Annotated in this window: 25 protein-coding genes; 19 read left to right on the top strand and 6 right to left on the bottom strand. The window is 31.6% G+C overall.

The features are described from left to right. Nucleotides 1-82: 82 nt before the first annotated feature. On the bottom strand, nt 83-388 hold the full coding sequence (locus AAGG74_RS15485) for a hypothetical protein (protein WP_429676117.1): 306 nt from the start codon (nt 386-388) through the stop codon (nt 83-85). A gap of 120 nt (nt 389-508) precedes the next feature. On the opposite strand from AAGG74_RS15485, the gene AAGG74_RS15480 reads away from it, so the two are divergent. Then, nucleotides 509-790, top strand: coding sequence for a hypothetical protein (locus AAGG74_RS15480; protein WP_429676116.1), 282 nt, complete (start codon nt 509-511; stop codon nt 788-790). Between the two features lie 85 nt (nt 791-875). Here AAGG74_RS15480 and AAGG74_RS15475 read toward each other — a convergent pair whose 3' ends face one another. After that, nucleotides 876-1,436 carry a hypothetical protein gene (locus AAGG74_RS15475; protein WP_429676115.1) on the bottom strand — a complete coding sequence of 187 codons (561 nt, stop codon included), beginning with the start codon at nt 1,434-1,436 and terminating at the stop codon, nt 876-878. A 564-nt stretch (nt 1,437-2,000) separates the two neighbouring features. On the opposite strand from AAGG74_RS15475, the gene AAGG74_RS15470 reads away from it, so the two are divergent. After that, a complete protein-coding gene (locus AAGG74_RS15470; RefSeq protein ID WP_429676114.1) occupies nt 2,001-2,645 on the top strand; it encodes a Bax inhibitor-1/YccA family protein in 645 nt (214 codons plus the stop codon). 379 nt (nt 2,646-3,024) lie between these two features. Here the strand turns inward: AAGG74_RS15470 and AAGG74_RS15465 are convergent, their stop codons facing one another. Then, nucleotides 3,025-3,267: a hypothetical protein gene (locus tag AAGG74_RS15465; protein ID WP_429676113.1), complete on the bottom strand. Its 243-nt coding sequence runs from the start codon at nt 3,265-3,267 to the stop codon at nt 3,025-3,027. Nucleotides 3,268-3,563: 296 nt separating this feature from the next. On the opposite strand from AAGG74_RS15465, the gene AAGG74_RS15460 reads away from it, so the two are divergent. After that, nucleotides 3,564-3,806 carry a hypothetical protein gene (locus tag AAGG74_RS15460; RefSeq protein ID WP_429676112.1) on the top strand — a complete coding sequence of 81 codons (243 nt, stop codon included), beginning with the start codon at nt 3,564-3,566 and terminating at the stop codon, nt 3,804-3,806. A gap of 335 nt (nt 3,807-4,141) precedes the next feature. Here the strand turns inward: AAGG74_RS15460 and AAGG74_RS15455 are convergent, their stop codons facing one another. Then, nucleotides 4,142-5,680, bottom strand: coding sequence for a hypothetical protein (locus AAGG74_RS15455; protein WP_429676111.1), 1,539 nt, complete (start codon nt 5,678-5,680; stop codon nt 4,142-4,144). 124 nt (nt 5,681-5,804) lie between these two features. On the opposite strand from AAGG74_RS15455, the gene AAGG74_RS15450 reads away from it, so the two are divergent. From AAGG74_RS15450 to AAGG74_RS15420, 7 genes are all read left to right on the top strand, one after another. Continuing rightward, nucleotides 5,805-6,047, top strand: coding sequence for a hypothetical protein (locus tag AAGG74_RS15450; RefSeq protein ID WP_429676110.1), 243 nt, complete (start codon nt 5,805-5,807; stop codon nt 6,045-6,047). A gap of 178 nt (nt 6,048-6,225) precedes the next feature. Beyond that, entirely contained in the window at nt 6,226-6,597 is a 372-nt protein-coding gene (locus AAGG74_RS15445) for a hypothetical protein (protein ID WP_429676109.1), read from the top strand. 464 nt (nt 6,598-7,061) lie between these two features. Continuing rightward, nucleotides 7,062-7,268 carry a hypothetical protein gene (locus AAGG74_RS15440; RefSeq protein WP_429676108.1) on the top strand — a complete coding sequence of 69 codons (207 nt, stop codon included), beginning with the start codon at nt 7,062-7,064 and terminating at the stop codon, nt 7,266-7,268. Nucleotides 7,269-7,458: 190 nt separating this feature from the next. After that, nucleotides 7,459-7,662 (top strand): hypothetical protein, encoded by a 204-nt coding sequence (locus AAGG74_RS15435; protein ID WP_429676107.1) that lies wholly within the window; start codon nt 7,459-7,461, stop codon nt 7,660-7,662. Nucleotides 7,663-7,759: 97 nt separating this feature from the next. Further along, nucleotides 7,760-8,029, top strand: coding sequence for a hypothetical protein (locus AAGG74_RS15430; RefSeq protein ID WP_429676106.1), 270 nt, complete (start codon nt 7,760-7,762; stop codon nt 8,027-8,029). A 56-nt stretch (nt 8,030-8,085) separates the two neighbouring features. Next, nucleotides 8,086-8,292, top strand: coding sequence for a hypothetical protein (locus tag AAGG74_RS15425; RefSeq protein WP_429676105.1), 207 nt, complete (start codon nt 8,086-8,088; stop codon nt 8,290-8,292). A gap of 782 nt (nt 8,293-9,074) precedes the next feature. Then, nucleotides 9,075-9,365, top strand: coding sequence for a hypothetical protein (locus AAGG74_RS15420; protein WP_429676104.1), 291 nt, complete (start codon nt 9,075-9,077; stop codon nt 9,363-9,365). Nucleotides 9,366-9,642: 277 nt separating this feature from the next. Here AAGG74_RS15420 and AAGG74_RS15415 read toward each other — a convergent pair whose 3' ends face one another. Continuing rightward, on the bottom strand, nt 9,643-9,864 hold the full coding sequence (locus AAGG74_RS15415) for a hypothetical protein (RefSeq protein ID WP_429676103.1): 222 nt from the start codon (nt 9,862-9,864) through the stop codon (nt 9,643-9,645). A 322-nt stretch (nt 9,865-10,186) separates the two neighbouring features. On the opposite strand from AAGG74_RS15415, the gene AAGG74_RS15410 reads away from it, so the two are divergent. The 9 genes from AAGG74_RS15410 (at nt 10,187) to AAGG74_RS15370 (ending at nt 14,415) form a co-directional block, all read left to right on the top strand. Further along, the gene (locus tag AAGG74_RS15410) at nt 10,187-10,354 is read left to right on the top strand and encodes a hypothetical protein (protein ID WP_429676102.1); all 168 of its coding nucleotides are present in this window, start codon (nt 10,187-10,189) and stop codon (nt 10,352-10,354) included. Between the two features lie 615 nt (nt 10,355-10,969). After that, nucleotides 10,970-11,245: a hypothetical protein gene (locus AAGG74_RS15405; RefSeq protein WP_429676101.1), complete on the top strand. Its 276-nt coding sequence runs from the start codon at nt 10,970-10,972 to the stop codon at nt 11,243-11,245. A 158-nt stretch (nt 11,246-11,403) separates the two neighbouring features. Then, on the top strand, nt 11,404-11,580 hold the full coding sequence (locus AAGG74_RS15400; RefSeq protein ID WP_429676100.1) for a hypothetical protein: 177 nt from the start codon (nt 11,404-11,406) through the stop codon (nt 11,578-11,580). A 226-nt stretch (nt 11,581-11,806) separates the two neighbouring features. Then, entirely contained in the window at nt 11,807-12,286 is a 480-nt protein-coding gene (locus AAGG74_RS15395) for a hypothetical protein (RefSeq protein WP_429676099.1), read from the top strand. A gap of 86 nt (nt 12,287-12,372) precedes the next feature. Beyond that, nucleotides 12,373-12,672, top strand: a complete 300-nt coding sequence (locus AAGG74_RS15390) for a hypothetical protein (RefSeq protein WP_429676098.1) — start codon at nt 12,373-12,375, stop codon at nt 12,670-12,672. Between the two features lie 112 nt (nt 12,673-12,784). After that, the gene (locus tag AAGG74_RS15385) at nt 12,785-13,006 is read left to right on the top strand and encodes a hypothetical protein (protein ID WP_429676097.1); all 222 of its coding nucleotides are present in this window, start codon (nt 12,785-12,787) and stop codon (nt 13,004-13,006) included. Between the two features lie 18 nt (nt 13,007-13,024). Beyond that, nucleotides 13,025-13,225, top strand: coding sequence for a hypothetical protein (locus AAGG74_RS15380; protein ID WP_429676096.1), 201 nt, complete (start codon nt 13,025-13,027; stop codon nt 13,223-13,225). 104 nt (nt 13,226-13,329) lie between these two features. Continuing rightward, nucleotides 13,330-13,635, top strand: coding sequence for a hypothetical protein (locus tag AAGG74_RS15375; RefSeq protein ID WP_429676095.1), 306 nt, complete (start codon nt 13,330-13,332; stop codon nt 13,633-13,635). 372 nt (nt 13,636-14,007) lie between these two features. Continuing rightward, nucleotides 14,008-14,415, top strand: a complete 408-nt coding sequence (locus AAGG74_RS15370; protein ID WP_429676094.1) for a helix-turn-helix domain-containing protein — start codon at nt 14,008-14,010, stop codon at nt 14,413-14,415. 116 nt (nt 14,416-14,531) lie between these two features. Here the strand turns inward: AAGG74_RS15370 and AAGG74_RS15365 are convergent, their stop codons facing one another. Continuing rightward, on the bottom strand, nt 14,532-15,188 hold the full coding sequence (locus tag AAGG74_RS15365; protein ID WP_429676093.1) for an LURP-one-related/scramblase family protein: 657 nt from the start codon (nt 15,186-15,188) through the stop codon (nt 14,532-14,534). Nucleotides 15,189-15,309: the final 121 nt, after the last annotated feature.

Below are 15,309 nucleotides of genomic sequence, written 5' to 3'. Positions count from 1 at the left end.
GACCTCTTGGTTCAAAAGCAAAAAAACCTGTCTGTTTTTATAGGCAGGTTTTTTTGCTTTTGAAAGATTAAATAGATTTTGTTTATTTAGAAGAACGTTCTTTTACGTTTACATATGCGTCTAATATAAGAAAAGTTGCTGTAATAAGATGCATTATCATACCAAGAACGGGAATCCATCCAATTAAAGAAGTGAAAATCCCTAAAATGCTTCCACTTACTTTCTTTCGATCTTTGAGTGAGAAAAAAAGTGTTATTAAATGGACAACAAACATTACAAATAGCGGTGTCCACCCATTCGCTATAATATATAATCCCCCTAAGAAGGGTATTCCTAATATAGCCTCTCCAATGCCAGATATCCATTTAAATATAGTAGATAAAAGCAAAATAAATCACCCCCGAAATTAAATCCATTTAATCATTCTATATATTGCCTTGTTTTTCTTTTTTCCAAAGAAAAAAGAAACTATAGTACAATGTCTTGAAGTGAAGGGGGGAGAAGTCTGATGATTGTCCTTACTTGGATAATTGCGCTGACATTGTCTTTTGGGATGTTGGTTATACAAATATCTAAAATTGTGATTAAACACGCAGATAAATTCGAATTACCAGATAATATTAAAGATCAAGCAAATTTAATTTTAGATTTGTTTGGAACGATGAATTTAGGTGCAAAGATTGGCTTTTTATTTTTAGTAAGTGGATCTATGTTGGCCGATGTTGCGTCAGCAGTCATTAATTTCCCTTTTGAATATAAAAGGGGTAGCAAAAAATACGAGACCCATTAATATTAATTGAAGATAAAAGCCCTTTTCTTTAGAAGGGCTTTTTACTATTTAGAATTTATATTATGTATTATTTTATTTTAACCAATTAAGTATTATCGTTATCTCTTTTTATCCGGTTCTTCCAAGTATAGAGAGGGTGATGAGGCATATTATGATGTTTCTTATCGTAGGCGTTTTCAGAGTCATAGGGGTGAACGCAACAGGTCCTGAACTCGTTTAAATAGATTCGTTTCGTATATGAATTATTCCATTTCCACCAGGCCTGTTTTTTAGGGTTATAAATAGTAACGATCGTTGGAATTTTTTCATATTCATTAAATAGGACCACAATATGTAAAGGTATTTTATCAAAATTGCCTCCCTTGAAAATAATTTTGCATTCATTTCGATAAGGTATGCTCTGGTGCTCAATGGGGTGTCCTGAAAATAAGATTTTTTTTATTTCTTCTTCGGTCAAATTATTGTTGATTATAAAATCTTTTGATTTTGCGTGTTCAGAAAACTTTACTTCTCTTCGTTTTTTTAGATTAGAAAAATGCTGTTTCATTTCTTTTTTTAATTTTCTCTGCCGATCATAAAAAGCTTCCAATCGGTTCAAGCAACGAAAACAAAGAGAGAATTTTAGTTTCTTTCTTCGCTCTTCCAACTTTATCCCTCCTCGTCTAAGAAAAATATGGATAAGTTTGGTATGTATAACTAATGATTGAAATTTAACTGAATTCCTTTTGTTCAAATAAAAAAACCAACAGGAATGTTGGTTTAAGTTGTAAAATTAGCCGAGAATGACGCGAGGGTTTCTCTGTAGTTAATTAGATTTAGGCTTTTCATAATCTATAGTTTGTTGTTTTAGTCTAGTCTCTTCCTGCGATTTTCTTTAACAAAGTCAAAATGCAGAATAAAGCTATGATCAAAAGAAATAATGGGGACCAAAATAAACTCAGATGGAAATAAATTTTGAATACACAAATGAAAACCAGACCTATGATGATAATCGCAGGAATTTTAAAAAACAGAGAGTGCGTAAGGAATTCATATAATTTGTTCATTAGTAGTAGGCTCCTTCAATTTAGAACATATTTTCATTTTAACCCTTCAAAAGAAAAAAGGTGATTTTTCTTTTGAATTTAAAACTCAATAATATTATTTTTTTTTAAAAGGTAGAAAATATTTAAATTGAAAATATAATATAGGAACTAGAGGAGGGATAATTATGTTAGGAGCATTATCAACACAAAATAGATCAATGTTTCAAAAGGTTTTATATACCTTTGTTGTGACATTACTTATTGCCACGGTTGGATTATATATCGGCCAGTTTGTACCGGCAGCGCTTATGATACCGCTTGCCATTGCAGAATTGATTATGATTATTGCTGCTTTTTGGTTAAGACGTAGAAAAGCTGTTGGTTATACATTTACTTTTTTATTCTCAGTTATCTCGGGTGTTACAACATACCCAATAGTGAGTCATTACGCATCAATGGCAGGGGCTCAAGTTGTTTTGTTAGCATTTGGAGCAACGTTTGGAATCTTTGCTGTTATGGCTTTGATCGGTTCTAAAACGAAGAAAGACTTATCTTTCTTATCAACATTCTTATTGGTTGCAGTTTTGGCAATGATTTTTGTAGGGATCTTTGGAATCTTTGTTCCATTAACTTCAGCAGCAATGTTAGCTTATTCTTTTATCGGAGCAGTGGTTTTTTCTCTGTATATTGTGTATGATTTCAATCAAATGAAAAGAATGCATATTACTGAAGAAGATGTGCCGCTTCTTGCTTTATCACTGTATTTAGATTTTATTAACTTGTTTATCAATCTTCTCCGCATATTAGGAATCTTAAGTAGCGATGATTGATTGAACAATTGAGAGGTGGATACATTAGTCCATCTCTTTATTTTTTTAAAAAGCAATAAGGGAGATCATATGAAACTTGATGCAAGAGAAACATTTACCCGAGAGAAGGGCATAAGTTAGAAAAAGTATGAATAGCAAACAAAAAGGGGAGCCGATCGGCTTCCCTTTAACGCATATATTAGTATATTATTTATCCTTTTCTATGCCAAAATGGATTTCAGCAGTATTTTTAATTACCTTGTCGCTGTAACCACAATTTTTTAAATGATTTTTAAAATCCGAAAAAATGCAATCGATCTCTGAAGCTTCTTCTAAGACGTCATTTTTATAAGTTTTTCTTGTTTCTGTTTCGTTTATTTGTTTAAAAATGTTTGTTTTATCAATAATTCTTTTTCTTCATATCTTCTAAGACACTTATTAAACCCCCAAATTGATAATCTTTCAATGCATTTTTATTTAAGGATAAGTTTCTAAGTACGGTATGAAAATCTGACAGCATTTCATCAATTTTGTTTAATTCCTCATCATTTAACTCAACAGACGATAATTTAGCTCTTTTTAATGCTAAACGGTTTTGTAACTGTCTAATCTCTCCTAAATTACCCAATGTGTTTTGGTTCATTTAAATGGCTCCATTCTGTTTAGATATTCATTAAGATCTATATTTCCCGCTCCAGGATCAATATTATCTTTTGAAAATATGTTTCCCGAAATGGTAATTTTGATTATATATCATTTTAATGACTATAACAATTAATGGGTTTCAAATAAATTGAGTAGATGATTCCTCTCCCAAAAAATCCGAAATAGAAATGCCGAAAATAGGTGAAGGAGACTTTTCACTAAATGATAAATTTCATCGCTGGTTATTATTTTAAGGCCTGAAAAAACGCCGAATTATATGAGGAGGTTCTAAAAATGGACGATATCATTTCAAAAGCCGAAGAAAAGGTAGAACGCATTAAACAAGATCCTGAATTAATAAAGATGTACGATGCTCGTTTCAAACAAATAACAGATGAAGCAAATCGAATAAAAGCTGCCGAAGATCAAAAAGAATACAGCGAAAGGAAAACAACAGTCAGCAAATTAATGGACCAAGGTTGGTCATTAGAAAAAATCGAGGAAGTATTTGGATACGATCCAAAAAAGTATCTATAAATAACAAAAGCATATCAGTTTTGATATGCTTTTTTAAAATTGCTTACGGCATAAAGAGAAATCTCTCTATTTTATTGTTTTAGTTGACTATGTCCTGAAAATATAGAGAATCAAATGCTTCAAGACCGTCAACATCATATAAGCGATCGTGCGACCTAATTAGACTTTCTTTTTTTATTTTTGAAAAGCTGAGAGATTAAAGTTTTTCCACTCATTTTATCGATAAAGATATTTTCTTCAGGAACTCCGGCTGAAATTAATGATTCAAGTTGTCATATTTCAGATTGTTCCTCTGTAAAAATTCGTATGTATCTCCATTTCTTAAACTAAGTTTTTCATTTTGAGTTTTCATCAATTTTCCGTTTTAAATTTGTTTTAGAGATAACATCTTGATAGTGCCAGTGTATCAATTTAACATTATTATCCCTGCATTTTTCGCATTTTTGCTTGTCTAACTTTTGTCTATAGGCTAAAGCTTCTTTTCCTCCGAAAAACTCAATTGGCTCATAATGCTGTTGTCCTTGATATTCTATGCCTATCCTTAAACTAGGGATGTAAATATCTAAAGATTGATTGTTTAGCCAATCAGTTCTGTATTGATATACTGCATCTGGATAATGTCGAGATACTAATTTAAATAATTCTAATTCATTCTTCCATTTTACTTTCGCTTGGCCGCTTAGCAGTAGACCTTGATGTATTTCTTCTCTTTTAGCCTTAAATTCATATGGATTAAGAGTAATATTGATTTGCTCAAGGTAACGTTTTCTCTTGTCTATATAAGTATTCATCGGTTCTAAATAATTTAAATATAGATAAGCTGCCAAATACAATTCTGAGTCGAACTGTGTCTCTTTCATTAAATGATTAATGACGTAGCGGATCGAATCTTTATGATAAGAATCTGATTTATATATACCTGTGCGAAGATCCATTGGATAATCTCCACATCTGTTTATGCTCGCCTCATTTATTTTTTTAAGAGGTACATCTTTGTATTGGCAGTGTGAAATAATCAATTGAATTGGAATACCCAGAATTTTTATTATTTCTAAAGTTCCCTTTAAGAATGGTTGATACAACAAACTCTCCATAAAAGCAGCATCGTCAAGGTTTGAGAAAGTGATAAAATAATTTTCATTTTCATCATCAAGATCTATCATAAGGCGTGTTGATTTATTAGATCTCTTAAGAAATTCATTTAATACCTCGCCATCTTTCCCTATTTGAGAGGTTACGAAAAAGCCGATGTTATTTTTATAAAACCTTGTTTTTGAGAAGAAGGTTTTGCTGCGTTCAAATTCGTCCAGGATTATTGGTGAAATCTCGTTAAGTTTTTTTCTCACCTCGATGTCCAAATTTCTCAGTAGGGGGGCTTCTTTTTTGCTGTTTCTAAGTCTTTCTTTTTCTTGAAAAACTAAATCGTCTACTTCTTTAAGAATATCCTCGATGTTAATCGAGCTAAACAGATCTTTGATGTTGTTTACTTGCTCCTTAGTTAAAGCATACATAAATGGTGTATCCAACACTAGTTCCTTTAATTTCTTTCTAACTTCAATGGTTGTCGATGTCTTTGTCTTAGTGACATAATGACAAAAGTCTTCGTATTGTGGGATAATGTCAGAACCATTGTGTTTATGTTCCAGCAATAGAGCAATAAGATCGATTTCTTTTTTCGATACGCCTGACTCGATATACTCGATGAATTCTTGTGGAATATCACCCTGGAGTGCATAGGGAACTTTCCTTTTGTTAATAGATTTTAAAACTTTAGAAACAAATTTGTGTAAGTCAGTCCCTGTCAAAAAACGTATACGAAAGTATATAAACCTATATAGATCAGGCATTTCTTCATAATCGTGAATAAGATTCAATGTAATCATTCCTTTTTATTTACTTCTTTTATTTTATCAGTTTTTTAGGAAAGTTGGATGAAATTTCATATTCTCCAATGTTATATTCTAGGGAATTTGGTATAATTTCATCAAGGAGTTGAAAATGATGTATTTAGAGAATTATTTAAAAAACCTGACTGATAAAGAACTAGAGGAGATCTTTTTCGAAATATTGCATTACAATAAGACAGGAACTTTAAAGAAGAACGGTCTTACTAGAAGAGTTGTTAATAGCTACAAAAAAGAAATAGGGGTACCATTAACTGAAACGCCAGAGAGTTTAATTAGTTTCTTTCTCTTTGAGATGGCCAGGAGAAAATATTATACAGGTGAAGACTCATTGTGAAATTTGGCGAATACACAGAAGGAATACTTATCGTGTGGTTTAGTAAAGATGCAATATACATAAACAACTTGTATATTTTCTGTGTTCACTAAAATAAAATAAATTCTTTTTTAAATAAAAGAGAGATTTTTATGTATATAATGTTCAAAACAAGATGATTTACGGAGGAGAATGTTAAATGGAATTCAAAGAAATTAAAGCTAAGGTTTGTTCAAATCCAAAGTGTAAGAATGTCATCCCTGAATATCACAATTCTTCTTTTGGTATAGAGTGGTGTCCCAATTGTGGTAATGGAATTGAGAAACTGCCAAAAACACAAGATGAAAAACCTAATAATCTGACCAAATCAAATACAGGCGAAATGGAATTTAAAGAAATTAAGGCAAAAGTTTGTCCGAATGTAGAGTGTAAGAATGTTATTCCTGACTATTATGGATTTTGTTTCAAAGACAATTGGTGCCCAGAATGCAAGTATGGAGTGACAGAAGAGAAGATGAACAAAGCCGCAAAAGAATTAGAGGAGATTGAGAAAAGCAAAAGTTTATCATAATAGAACGATTAAAATATTCTAAGGTATCAATTAAAAAGTGCAAAATTGGAAATGAAAACAACAAATTTACGGAAGAGAATATGTAATTGGATTTAAAGAAATTAAAGCAAAAGTTATCCCTGAGCACCACCCTGTATTTGTAATTCTTGTTTCAAAAACAACTTGTGTCCGAAATGCAGGTATGGAGTGGGCAATGAAACGACGAAGAAAGCCTTAATAAAATACATTGAGGATGCTGAAGAAAAACTCCGGAATGTGTCAGAAGAAAATTTCTAATAAACGAATTAATCCTATTCTTTATGAATAGGATTTTTATTTTTTTTCTAACTAGAATAAAACATACGATAAAATAACAAAGATAAATATTTTAAGGAGATGTTAAAAAAAGAAAATCAACACTTAGCAAAATGTAAATGAAATGTGAAATCTCCAGTGGAAAAAACAAATTGAAAGGAAGATGAAATATGGGTGTTCATAAAAATGTTGATTTTGATAAATTTCCAAAACAGGGTGATTTATTAGGAGAAGAAGTTAAAGTTAGCTTCAACTACGATGCAAATAATGCTCTTACAGGAAAAGTTATTCGCGATGATATGGAAGAACCTTTCTTAATGTTAATTCAGTTACCTGACGGTAGAGTGATAAGATCTACTGAATGCCAATATAGCTAATTTTGTGTTGTACGTTGATTACTTGCACTCAAGAGTGCATAGGAGGATATAATTTGAAAAAAACAGAGGAAGAGATGACATCCAGTGTGTCGGTGTAATTAGCCAAGATTAAAGATGGTTAAGGAGTTTTTTGCTTCAAATGATAAAGATGATAATTGTTGATCCCAACTGGCTAGGGGGGAAATGAGTCGTGAATGAATCAACTTTAGAAGTCAGATATGCATTGTTTACTGTAGTGCGTTCTGATCCATTTACTGAGGAAAAGCAATTCATTGTAGATTTTGATGAGGAAATAAATGACGATGAAGTGGAAGAATTGATTAGACTTTTCGCTGGGAGTAATCATAAGTATGATTATGCGATTGTAGAAAAACAATATCGTCGAATCGAGTGAATAGTATTACATAGTTAATCGATCTTCACTTAAATTACTTAATCATAATAAACTGCAAATATAACTCAGTAAAACAAACATAAGAAACGGTGATTATATGACATATATTTGGTTAGATAAAAAATTTCAACAAAAACTCGATTTGGTAAAAGGACTGATAAGTGTGGAAGGAAACATTGTTTTTGGAAACACAGGTTTTGAAAAAAACTCAGTAACTTTATATGGATTGTATTACGGTGATACAGAACCAAAAGTCGTTAAATATATTTTAACTAAAGATCATATTGAAATGCTTGATAGTGCCCAAAGCATAGATGAAGTAATTGAGGTTTATAGAAAGATAGGTTACTTCAAAGAGGTTGGATAATTAGCAATGGAAGTGATGGAAGTATAAGATGTCCGAAAATAAGGAGAGTGTTTAGTGTGTCTGCTAAAGGGAGAGGTAAAGCGATTTATCTAACCAGAGAAGAAATGGAACTTATTGAATTGTGTTTGGATAACCTAGAGCCAATTGATTTCATTGAACCCTACAAGAATGCCAATGACTTCGAACCCGATCATAAAGCATACAAAGCATATCATTCGGTATCAGACAAGATTTCTAAAGCATTAAGGGAGGGCGCGGAGTGATGGGAAAATAGGAGATCTTTTTTAGAGTGTGGTTTTGTTTTTCCACGTTGGGACAAGGAAACTATGCTGTAGAAGGCGCTTGTCCTGCTTGTGGTGAGGATTGTGATTATGCTTCTGAAGGTCCAAGAAATAGGTTCGTTAAAGATGTGAAAGATGAATTAGAAGTGTTTGAGGAAGAGTCGGAGAAAGAGTAGTTCGTGCTTGCTTGCATAGTTATGCTTCATAAACAAATATTTATATTAAATCCTGAAGAGCGAGTGAGAAGGTGAACAACTATGACAGGATTTACTGTCATCTGTAATTCTTGCAATAACAAAATCAATTTTGAAAATGAAATAAATAAACGACACGATTTAAATAAAAAGTTTTCAATAATTATACATTCTTATACCGAGTGTGCATTAATGTGTTGGTCTTGTAAACAAAAAGTAATTTTAAATGATATAGACAGCATTGTTTTAGAAGAATAAACTTTCTTTAGCCGAATTACATATAAACAAAAGGATTAATAACAGTCCTTAAGTTTACAATATAAGAAAAAGACGGAATGGTATCTAATTTTGAATGTTCCAATTTAAAATGCGAATACACTACTGGTAGAAGCGATAGCTTGAAAATGAGAGATTTAAATGAAGTAGTTGCTAAAGATGGGGGAATTGTTAAAGGGAGATACACAAGTTGCCCTAAGTGCAAAGGAAATACGCTTGTATATGTATCTCAAACAACATAATATAGTTGAATTATAAAACAAAAATCTTGATGGGGGAAGGTAAAGAGTACATATGAAAACATATACTAGAATAACCAATGTGCAAGCTTTTCAATTCATAGAAAAAGAATATCGTGAAAACCCTGATCAATTTCCTGATGTTAGTGATAAAGCAATGTTCAGTGAACTATGGTTTGGAAAAACTGCAAAGGATGGTCGTTATTACATCGGCGGGTTATTAAGACCCCCAGCTGAATACGTGGATTTAAAAGAAGGTGATTATATCATAAGGGAACAATCTGGATTTATATACAAGGTGCCAAAAGATGAATTTGAAAGAAACTATTCAATTTTGGAAAAGTAAAACAAAAAAGAACAAGCTGTCTCCAGCCTGTTCTTTTATTTATAACAGAAAGAACAAAAGAGAAATAAATTCGTATTATAGACTGGTTACATAAGATGATTTTAAGTTATTTACTGAACGGTATTGGACAGCTAATAGCAAGTAAATCTACTGAAAGTACATTACTTCTGAGGTTCTGAGGGTAAAGAGTGACTTTTTTGACGGTGATATGGTTTGTAATTCTTTGCTAAAAAAACCACAGTTTCTCTTAACTATGGTTTTTATTTATATATCGTTATCAAATTGTTATTTTCATTTCTAGGAATTCTATGTCTGGGTATTGTTCCAAAAGTTCTTCTTTACGTGTTTTCCCAGTACCTTCAATTAACACATCAAAATATTCTTCTCTGTAGATTTCGGCTTGTTCGAATTTGTCGAATTGAAAGGATGGTACAACTCCTGCTGTCCAGTAAATCGATTTAATAAATTTGTCCCCTTGTTTTAGAATGAATCGGTTCATATTGATAACTCCTTTTTGATGTTAGTTGTGTTGTTATTCTTGTTCATATGATAATAGCATATACAATTTTTGGGGGGAATAAAACATATTATTGTTTAATGAGATATTTTTTCCATTAATTTCTAAAAGTGGATTATCATATAAAAGCATAAAAAAGATACAAGGAGATGCGGGGAATGAAAATTATTTCTGAACACGTAAAAAACTATTCAATTTCGGAAAAGTAAAACGAAAAAGGATAAGCTGTGTCAGCAGCCTGTTCTTTCATTTGTTTTTTTCTGTCGAAGTGAACTTCGTTTTAATAGAGAAGGGATGATAATTTTTGAACCGGATTGAAAAAGAAAAATTCATATGTAAAGCGTGGACACATTTTAAAACCGATAGCGACAACATTGAAACGCCTAATTTAACAAAAATGAACGATAACCAAATTGATGCTATGTTTTATTATTTCAAATTTTGTTATCAAGAGGAAAAATCAGATTTGTAAATCAATTTTAATAATCGGCGTTTTTTAGATATTGAACTAAATAGGTATTTTTTTCTCTACATTTCTAAAAGTGGATTATCATATAAAAACATAAAAAAGATATGTTTAGTAATATTTTTTTCAAATTCATAAAATTAATAAGGAAGGAGCATAGGAAACTTGAGATATGAATGTCCTAATTGTAAATCTCAACTGAAATTTTGGAAACAATATGGATTCAACAAAGAAAGGTTGGTAAACAAAAAAACTGGCTCTTTAAACAAGATAGAAAAAAGATCTAAAGAGGAATTTGAATTATACACACAAGGATTAGCTTGCACTAAGTGTGATTTTGTTTATTTCAACGTTGCTAATAATGAAATTGAATATGAAAATTTAAATCATATATTCGATAAAATATAGTTTATTGAAAAAGACTTTGGATACCAAGGTCTTTTTTATTGTGAAACCACAGTTTTTTGCTAAGAACTGTCCCTGAAATTAAATTAAATGTAAATTAAGGAGCATTTTTTGTGTGGATGAAGTTGTTGCATAAAGTTTTGGAAGCCGTTCGACTTTTTTTGTTATTTTCCTATATAATAAACTAATAAATTAATAGGGTTTGGAGGGGACGATGTGGAGGCTATATTTATTCTTACAATTGAAGATTATCTCGATCGCGATATAGTATTGGCTACAACTAATGTAGAGAAAGTGGCAAAAGCTTATGTTGATGCAAGAAGAGTTGATGATCCGATGATCGAAATTTATACAGAAGAAGAAGGTTGGATTGCGACCTATCAGGAGATCCAAAAATCTCCTAAAAAAGTTGAAGAGTCGATAATTAACATTCTAAACAAAAATGAGATAAAGACTAAGACTAAGAAAAAAGAGAATAAAGGTGACCTATAAAGAGGAACTAGTTGCGGTTCCTTTTTTTAAGCAATTTTTAAAAATTTTGTTATATAGTAACAGAAAAGAATACACAAAAAGGAGAGAGTATTTTGGAAAGAATCAAAGCAAGATTATAAGATAAAAAAGTCACTTTGCCATTAAACAAATGTGTTGAAGTGAAACATAAACAATTTGTAGAGTTTGGATATGATTCGTTGACTTTGGATGAGGTAAGAAGCGAGTTAGAAGTAGTTGTTAGCGGACTTAAAGACAAGCAGTTTGGTAAAGATTATACCATTATTGGAAAGATGTTAGAAAAAGATAATCCTGTTAAGATTGAGGGAAAGAATTGAGTATTAACTCTTCTTATACTGATGATATACATATTATAGACTAAGGACTTTCCTGTTGAGGAAAGTCTTTTTTAATAATCCTGGGGGGAATTTGTTTGAGAATCATAAGGCTTTTTTTGTTTTTTGGCCCAGGGAGATAAAGTTCGTTTATCATTAAGGAAGAAAATTAAAGGAAAGGTCTATAATTAGCGTAGATAACAATAAAATCAAAGTGAGGGGATCTATTTTGTCCAAGTTAGAACTAGCTGAGAAATATTTCGAAAAATGCCAATCAAAAAAGTTAGATTATAAAAGTGCTCCGCGTTTTTTGGAAGAAGAGTTCAAAAATGAAGCAGAAGATGTTCAGTACGCAATAGAGATTTATGTTAGATACAACTTGGGAGATAGAACTGTAAAAGGCAGTGAACTTGATTATGCAAAGGAATTTCTTAAGCAAGAACACTCTGTTTGCCATAGAAAAAAGGGAGAGATACCTATGGATAAAAATATCACACCAGATTACACAACGCTTATAGATAAGACCGAAGATGAACTAAGAGACATTCTATCCGAACTTAATAATGATTCTCTTAGAAAATTAACAAGGGAATTGGTAGGAGCTGTTGTGGAATATCGTGATGCTGCCAAATATGAAAGAGAATTGGCTAGTAAAATTCAAAAACGCTATGATGACGTAGTGAATTTAGTGAACAAAAAATTAGATTAACGGAGGAAGCTGATAATGAAATAACTAAGCAACAGTACGATGGGATTGTAGGGTTGCGGAATAGAAAGGAGATAATAGATAGTATATTGCGGGACGTTGAAATTAAGGCTATGCTTGACGCACTATACAATAATGAACTTGAGATTATCGAAGATGATAGTGTTCCTAATGAAGAAAAGGGCGAAAAGTTAAGTAAGAAGGGAGTAATTCGGATCGTAGCACAACGCTTAAAAGATGATACTAGCAGTAGTAGAAAGTATCTTACTAACTTATCTAATGAATCATTAAGAGAAACCGCGTTGTACCAAAACTATAAAGTATCCGTAGATGCCAATGAAGAAATACTCAAACTTTTAACTGGGGTTTTCGATATTGAACTAAAATAATACAAACACAAAAAGCAGCAAGGGATTGCTGCTTTTTAATTTATTTTCCAGCATTGAAAATATGTGAGTTATCATTTAAACAACCTTGGATTAGGATTAAAGGAGTGGGAATATGCTTAATAAAGAAAATGGTACATTGCTCAACATTGATGAAAATTTAGAAATTACCGGATGGTGGAATATCTATGTGTGCAAGAACGTGATTAAACACAAAGAAGATGTTATGTTTTCAATTAATGCAGATTGTGATATAGACGAGACGCCCTCTTGTCCAATTTGCAAAAAGAATTGTAATGTAATCCATCCCAATTCAGATTTCGTTGAAAGAAACTAAAGGAGATGAAGAATTAATATGATAACTGATCGAAATGGACGGGTGGTAAAGGAAGGAGACACTATTAAATTCTCCGCTTCGAAAAAAGAATATGGTGTTGTTCTCAAAGATGGTTTGTTAGGTTCATATGAAGATGGGGTGTTCATTTCTCTTTCAGAAGTGTTAAAGAACTTTGAAATAATCGAAACTAAAGAGAATGATGGGAATCAGATTAAGTAGCCGTTTGAAAAGAAAGCATTAAAAATTAACAGTTGAAATTAGAGATATAGCGAAATAGCAAAAAAAGTTATGTGATATAATTGCCTAACAGAGGTGTTTAATTAATGGACATTATAACAAATTTATCGAAAAATACTGGTTCTATCAGGATGGTTTTAAATGATCTTGAGTTTAAAATTCTATGTTTCGCTAAAGAAAATCAACTTATCCAATTCGGCAATTACCCGTATAACACTGGCGATTTGGTATTAGATGATTCTGGTCAGTTTACAATTGATGATTGTAAAGAATTGCTCGAACAAGGATTTCTAATTGAACGCGAAGATGATTGGATGCGTTATGGTTATTTTCTCGGTGACCTAGGGGAATATTTGATGGATACAGTTGTAAAAGAAACGAAACGGAGGTAGTTAGACGATGGAGGTTATTCCTGTCATAGAAGAAACAGTTTCTGTGCAATTAAAACTAGTGAAAAAGAACTGGAAGTCTTAAGATTTGTTGAGAAAAATGGTAATATCAATTTCCGTGGAGAAACATCGGGTTACAAAATCCTGGTAGATGATTACGGGAAGTATACCAATTACGAGTGTGAAGATCTTATAGAGTTTAACTTATTAGTCAAAGATCCTTATATGGATACCGCTTATGTGCTAGGTGATTTGGGAAAAAAATTATTGCAGAATGGATTAGCATAGGGTTTCAAAAAGAGAATTAAATAATAATAAGTAGTTTAATGTTGACAACAGTAAACAATATTCTTGATGTAAGGTGATGGCTTTCTGATGAAAAAAAGTGAAATAGTCGGAAGGAATATTGCAAAATTAAGAAAGCAAAAAAAGATGACCCTTCGTCAACTAGCGGAAGCAACTGGTGTAACACAAGGTTACCTCTCTAAAATTGAATCGGGAGATAAAATTAAAAAGCCCTCATATGAAAAACTGAATGCAATTGCAAAGCATTTCAATGTAGATGTTTCTGACTTGGCCACAAACAAAGATGATCTAAAAAAATTGAATCAGGATGAAAGCGATTTGATGTTTTCGAGAATAACAATCGAAACAATTAAGAAAGCAGTCATAATAGATGATAGGGGCGAAATAATAACTGAAGATGAAAAAGAATTTATGCTAAACGCTCTAAAACTGTTTCGCGAGTCCAAAGGTAGGTTCAATGATTTAAAAGAAGATTAAGACCGAACCGTTTATTAATTAATTTTATAAGATTGCTTCGTAGGTTACTTACATTGTTTGAATAAAATGAAAAAGCCGCTTCTTTTTTTGAAGTGGCTTTTTAGTATGTATAAAATTTATTCTTTTTCATCTTCGGCATCTTTTATGGCATCCTGGATGCAAATCATAATAATTGCCTGTAATCGAGGAATGTTTTTATCGTCATTGACTGTAACTGTGTATTTATCAACAAATCCTGGTTCCTGTTTTACTTTATAAGCAATATTTCCTTTTGAATCTTTGAAATCGTATTTTTTCAAAAAAGAAAAAACAATCTCGTCGGAAACACCGATCTCTTCTTTGTTCTTATCATAGAAATGAAAGTAGTGACCAAGGTTGGTTAACTTAGTAATTGTTTTTTCGCCTAAATAACCTATCTCGTTATCGTTTTCATCTAGGAATACGCCGCTTCTTGTAAACTTGAAACCCCATCGTTTGATCTGTTTTTCCTTAATCAATAACTTGTCGTTAGGGTCCGTCATTGTTAGAACATCTCCAGTAACTTTAATTACTTCGCCTTTCACAGTTGCAACCAGGGTGTCATCAACATATACATTATATGCTTTGCCTAGACTAAATGTTGCTTCTTTGATCCTAAATTCATTAGTGTTACTTAAAAGTTCCTCATATTTTTCGCTACTTAAATTATTTGCTTCACCATTAGCAGCTGTCGTATTGCAAGCAGTCAAAAACAATAAAAAGAACAATGATACAAATCCTAGTTTTTTTAGCAAAATAATGCCTCCGTTCAAATTTGAGTTCTTAAAAATTATAAGATGAAAATTAAAAAAAACGAAAAAATAAAATATTATAGTTATTTTTTTTCTCAAATGCTGGATGTTGTATTCTATTATA

It is taken from the genome of Bacillus mexicanus, from assembly GCF_050445615.1.
In the GTDB taxonomy this organism is placed as follows: domain Bacteria; phylum Bacillota; class Bacilli; order Bacillales; family Bacillaceae; genus Bacillus; species Bacillus mexicanus.
This window is presented reverse-complemented; position numbering and strand designations above follow the sequence as displayed.

What these genes read in the sequence shown, in the direction of transcription:
- AAGG74_RS15385 (WP_429676097.1), top strand. Translation starts at nt 12,785, where the DNA reads ATGCTTAATAAAGAAAATGGTACATTGCTCAACATTGATGAAAATTTA.
- AAGG74_RS15460 (WP_429676112.1), top strand. Translation starts at nt 3,564, where the DNA reads ATGGACGATATCATTTCAAAAGCCGAAGAAAAGGTAGAACGCATTAAA.
- AAGG74_RS15445 (WP_429676109.1), top strand. Translation starts at nt 6,226, where the DNA reads ATGGAATTCAAAGAAATTAAAGCTAAGGTTTGTTCAAATCCAAAGTGT.
- AAGG74_RS15415 (WP_429676103.1), bottom strand. Translation starts at nt 9,864, where the DNA reads ATGAACCGATTCATTCTAAAACAAGGGGACAAATTTATTAAATCGATT.
- AAGG74_RS15380 (WP_429676096.1), top strand. Translation starts at nt 13,025, where the DNA reads ATGATAACTGATCGAAATGGACGGGTGGTAAAGGAAGGAGACACTATT.
- AAGG74_RS15465 (WP_429676113.1), bottom strand. Translation starts at nt 3,267, where the DNA reads ATGAACCAAAACACATTGGGTAATTTAGGAGAGATTAGACAGTTACAA.
- AAGG74_RS15480 (WP_429676116.1), top strand. Translation starts at nt 509, where the DNA reads ATGATTGTCCTTACTTGGATAATTGCGCTGACATTGTCTTTTGGGATG.
- AAGG74_RS15440 (WP_429676108.1), top strand. Translation starts at nt 7,062, where the DNA reads ATGGGTGTTCATAAAAATGTTGATTTTGATAAATTTCCAAAACAGGGT.
- AAGG74_RS15430 (WP_429676106.1), top strand. Translation starts at nt 7,760, where the DNA reads ATGACATATATTTGGTTAGATAAAAAATTTCAACAAAAACTCGATTTG.
- AAGG74_RS15375 (WP_429676095.1), top strand. Translation starts at nt 13,330, where the DNA reads ATGGACATTATAACAAATTTATCGAAAAATACTGGTTCTATCAGGATG.
- AAGG74_RS15470 (WP_429676114.1), top strand. Translation starts at nt 2,001, where the DNA reads ATGTTAGGAGCATTATCAACACAAAATAGATCAATGTTTCAAAAGGTT.
- AAGG74_RS15420 (WP_429676104.1), top strand. Translation starts at nt 9,075, where the DNA reads ATGAAAACATATACTAGAATAACCAATGTGCAAGCTTTTCAATTCATA.
- AAGG74_RS15370 (WP_429676094.1), top strand. Translation starts at nt 14,008, where the DNA reads ATGAAAAAAAGTGAAATAGTCGGAAGGAATATTGCAAAATTAAGAAAG.
- AAGG74_RS15450 (WP_429676110.1), top strand. Translation starts at nt 5,805, where the DNA reads ATGATGTATTTAGAGAATTATTTAAAAAACCTGACTGATAAAGAACTA.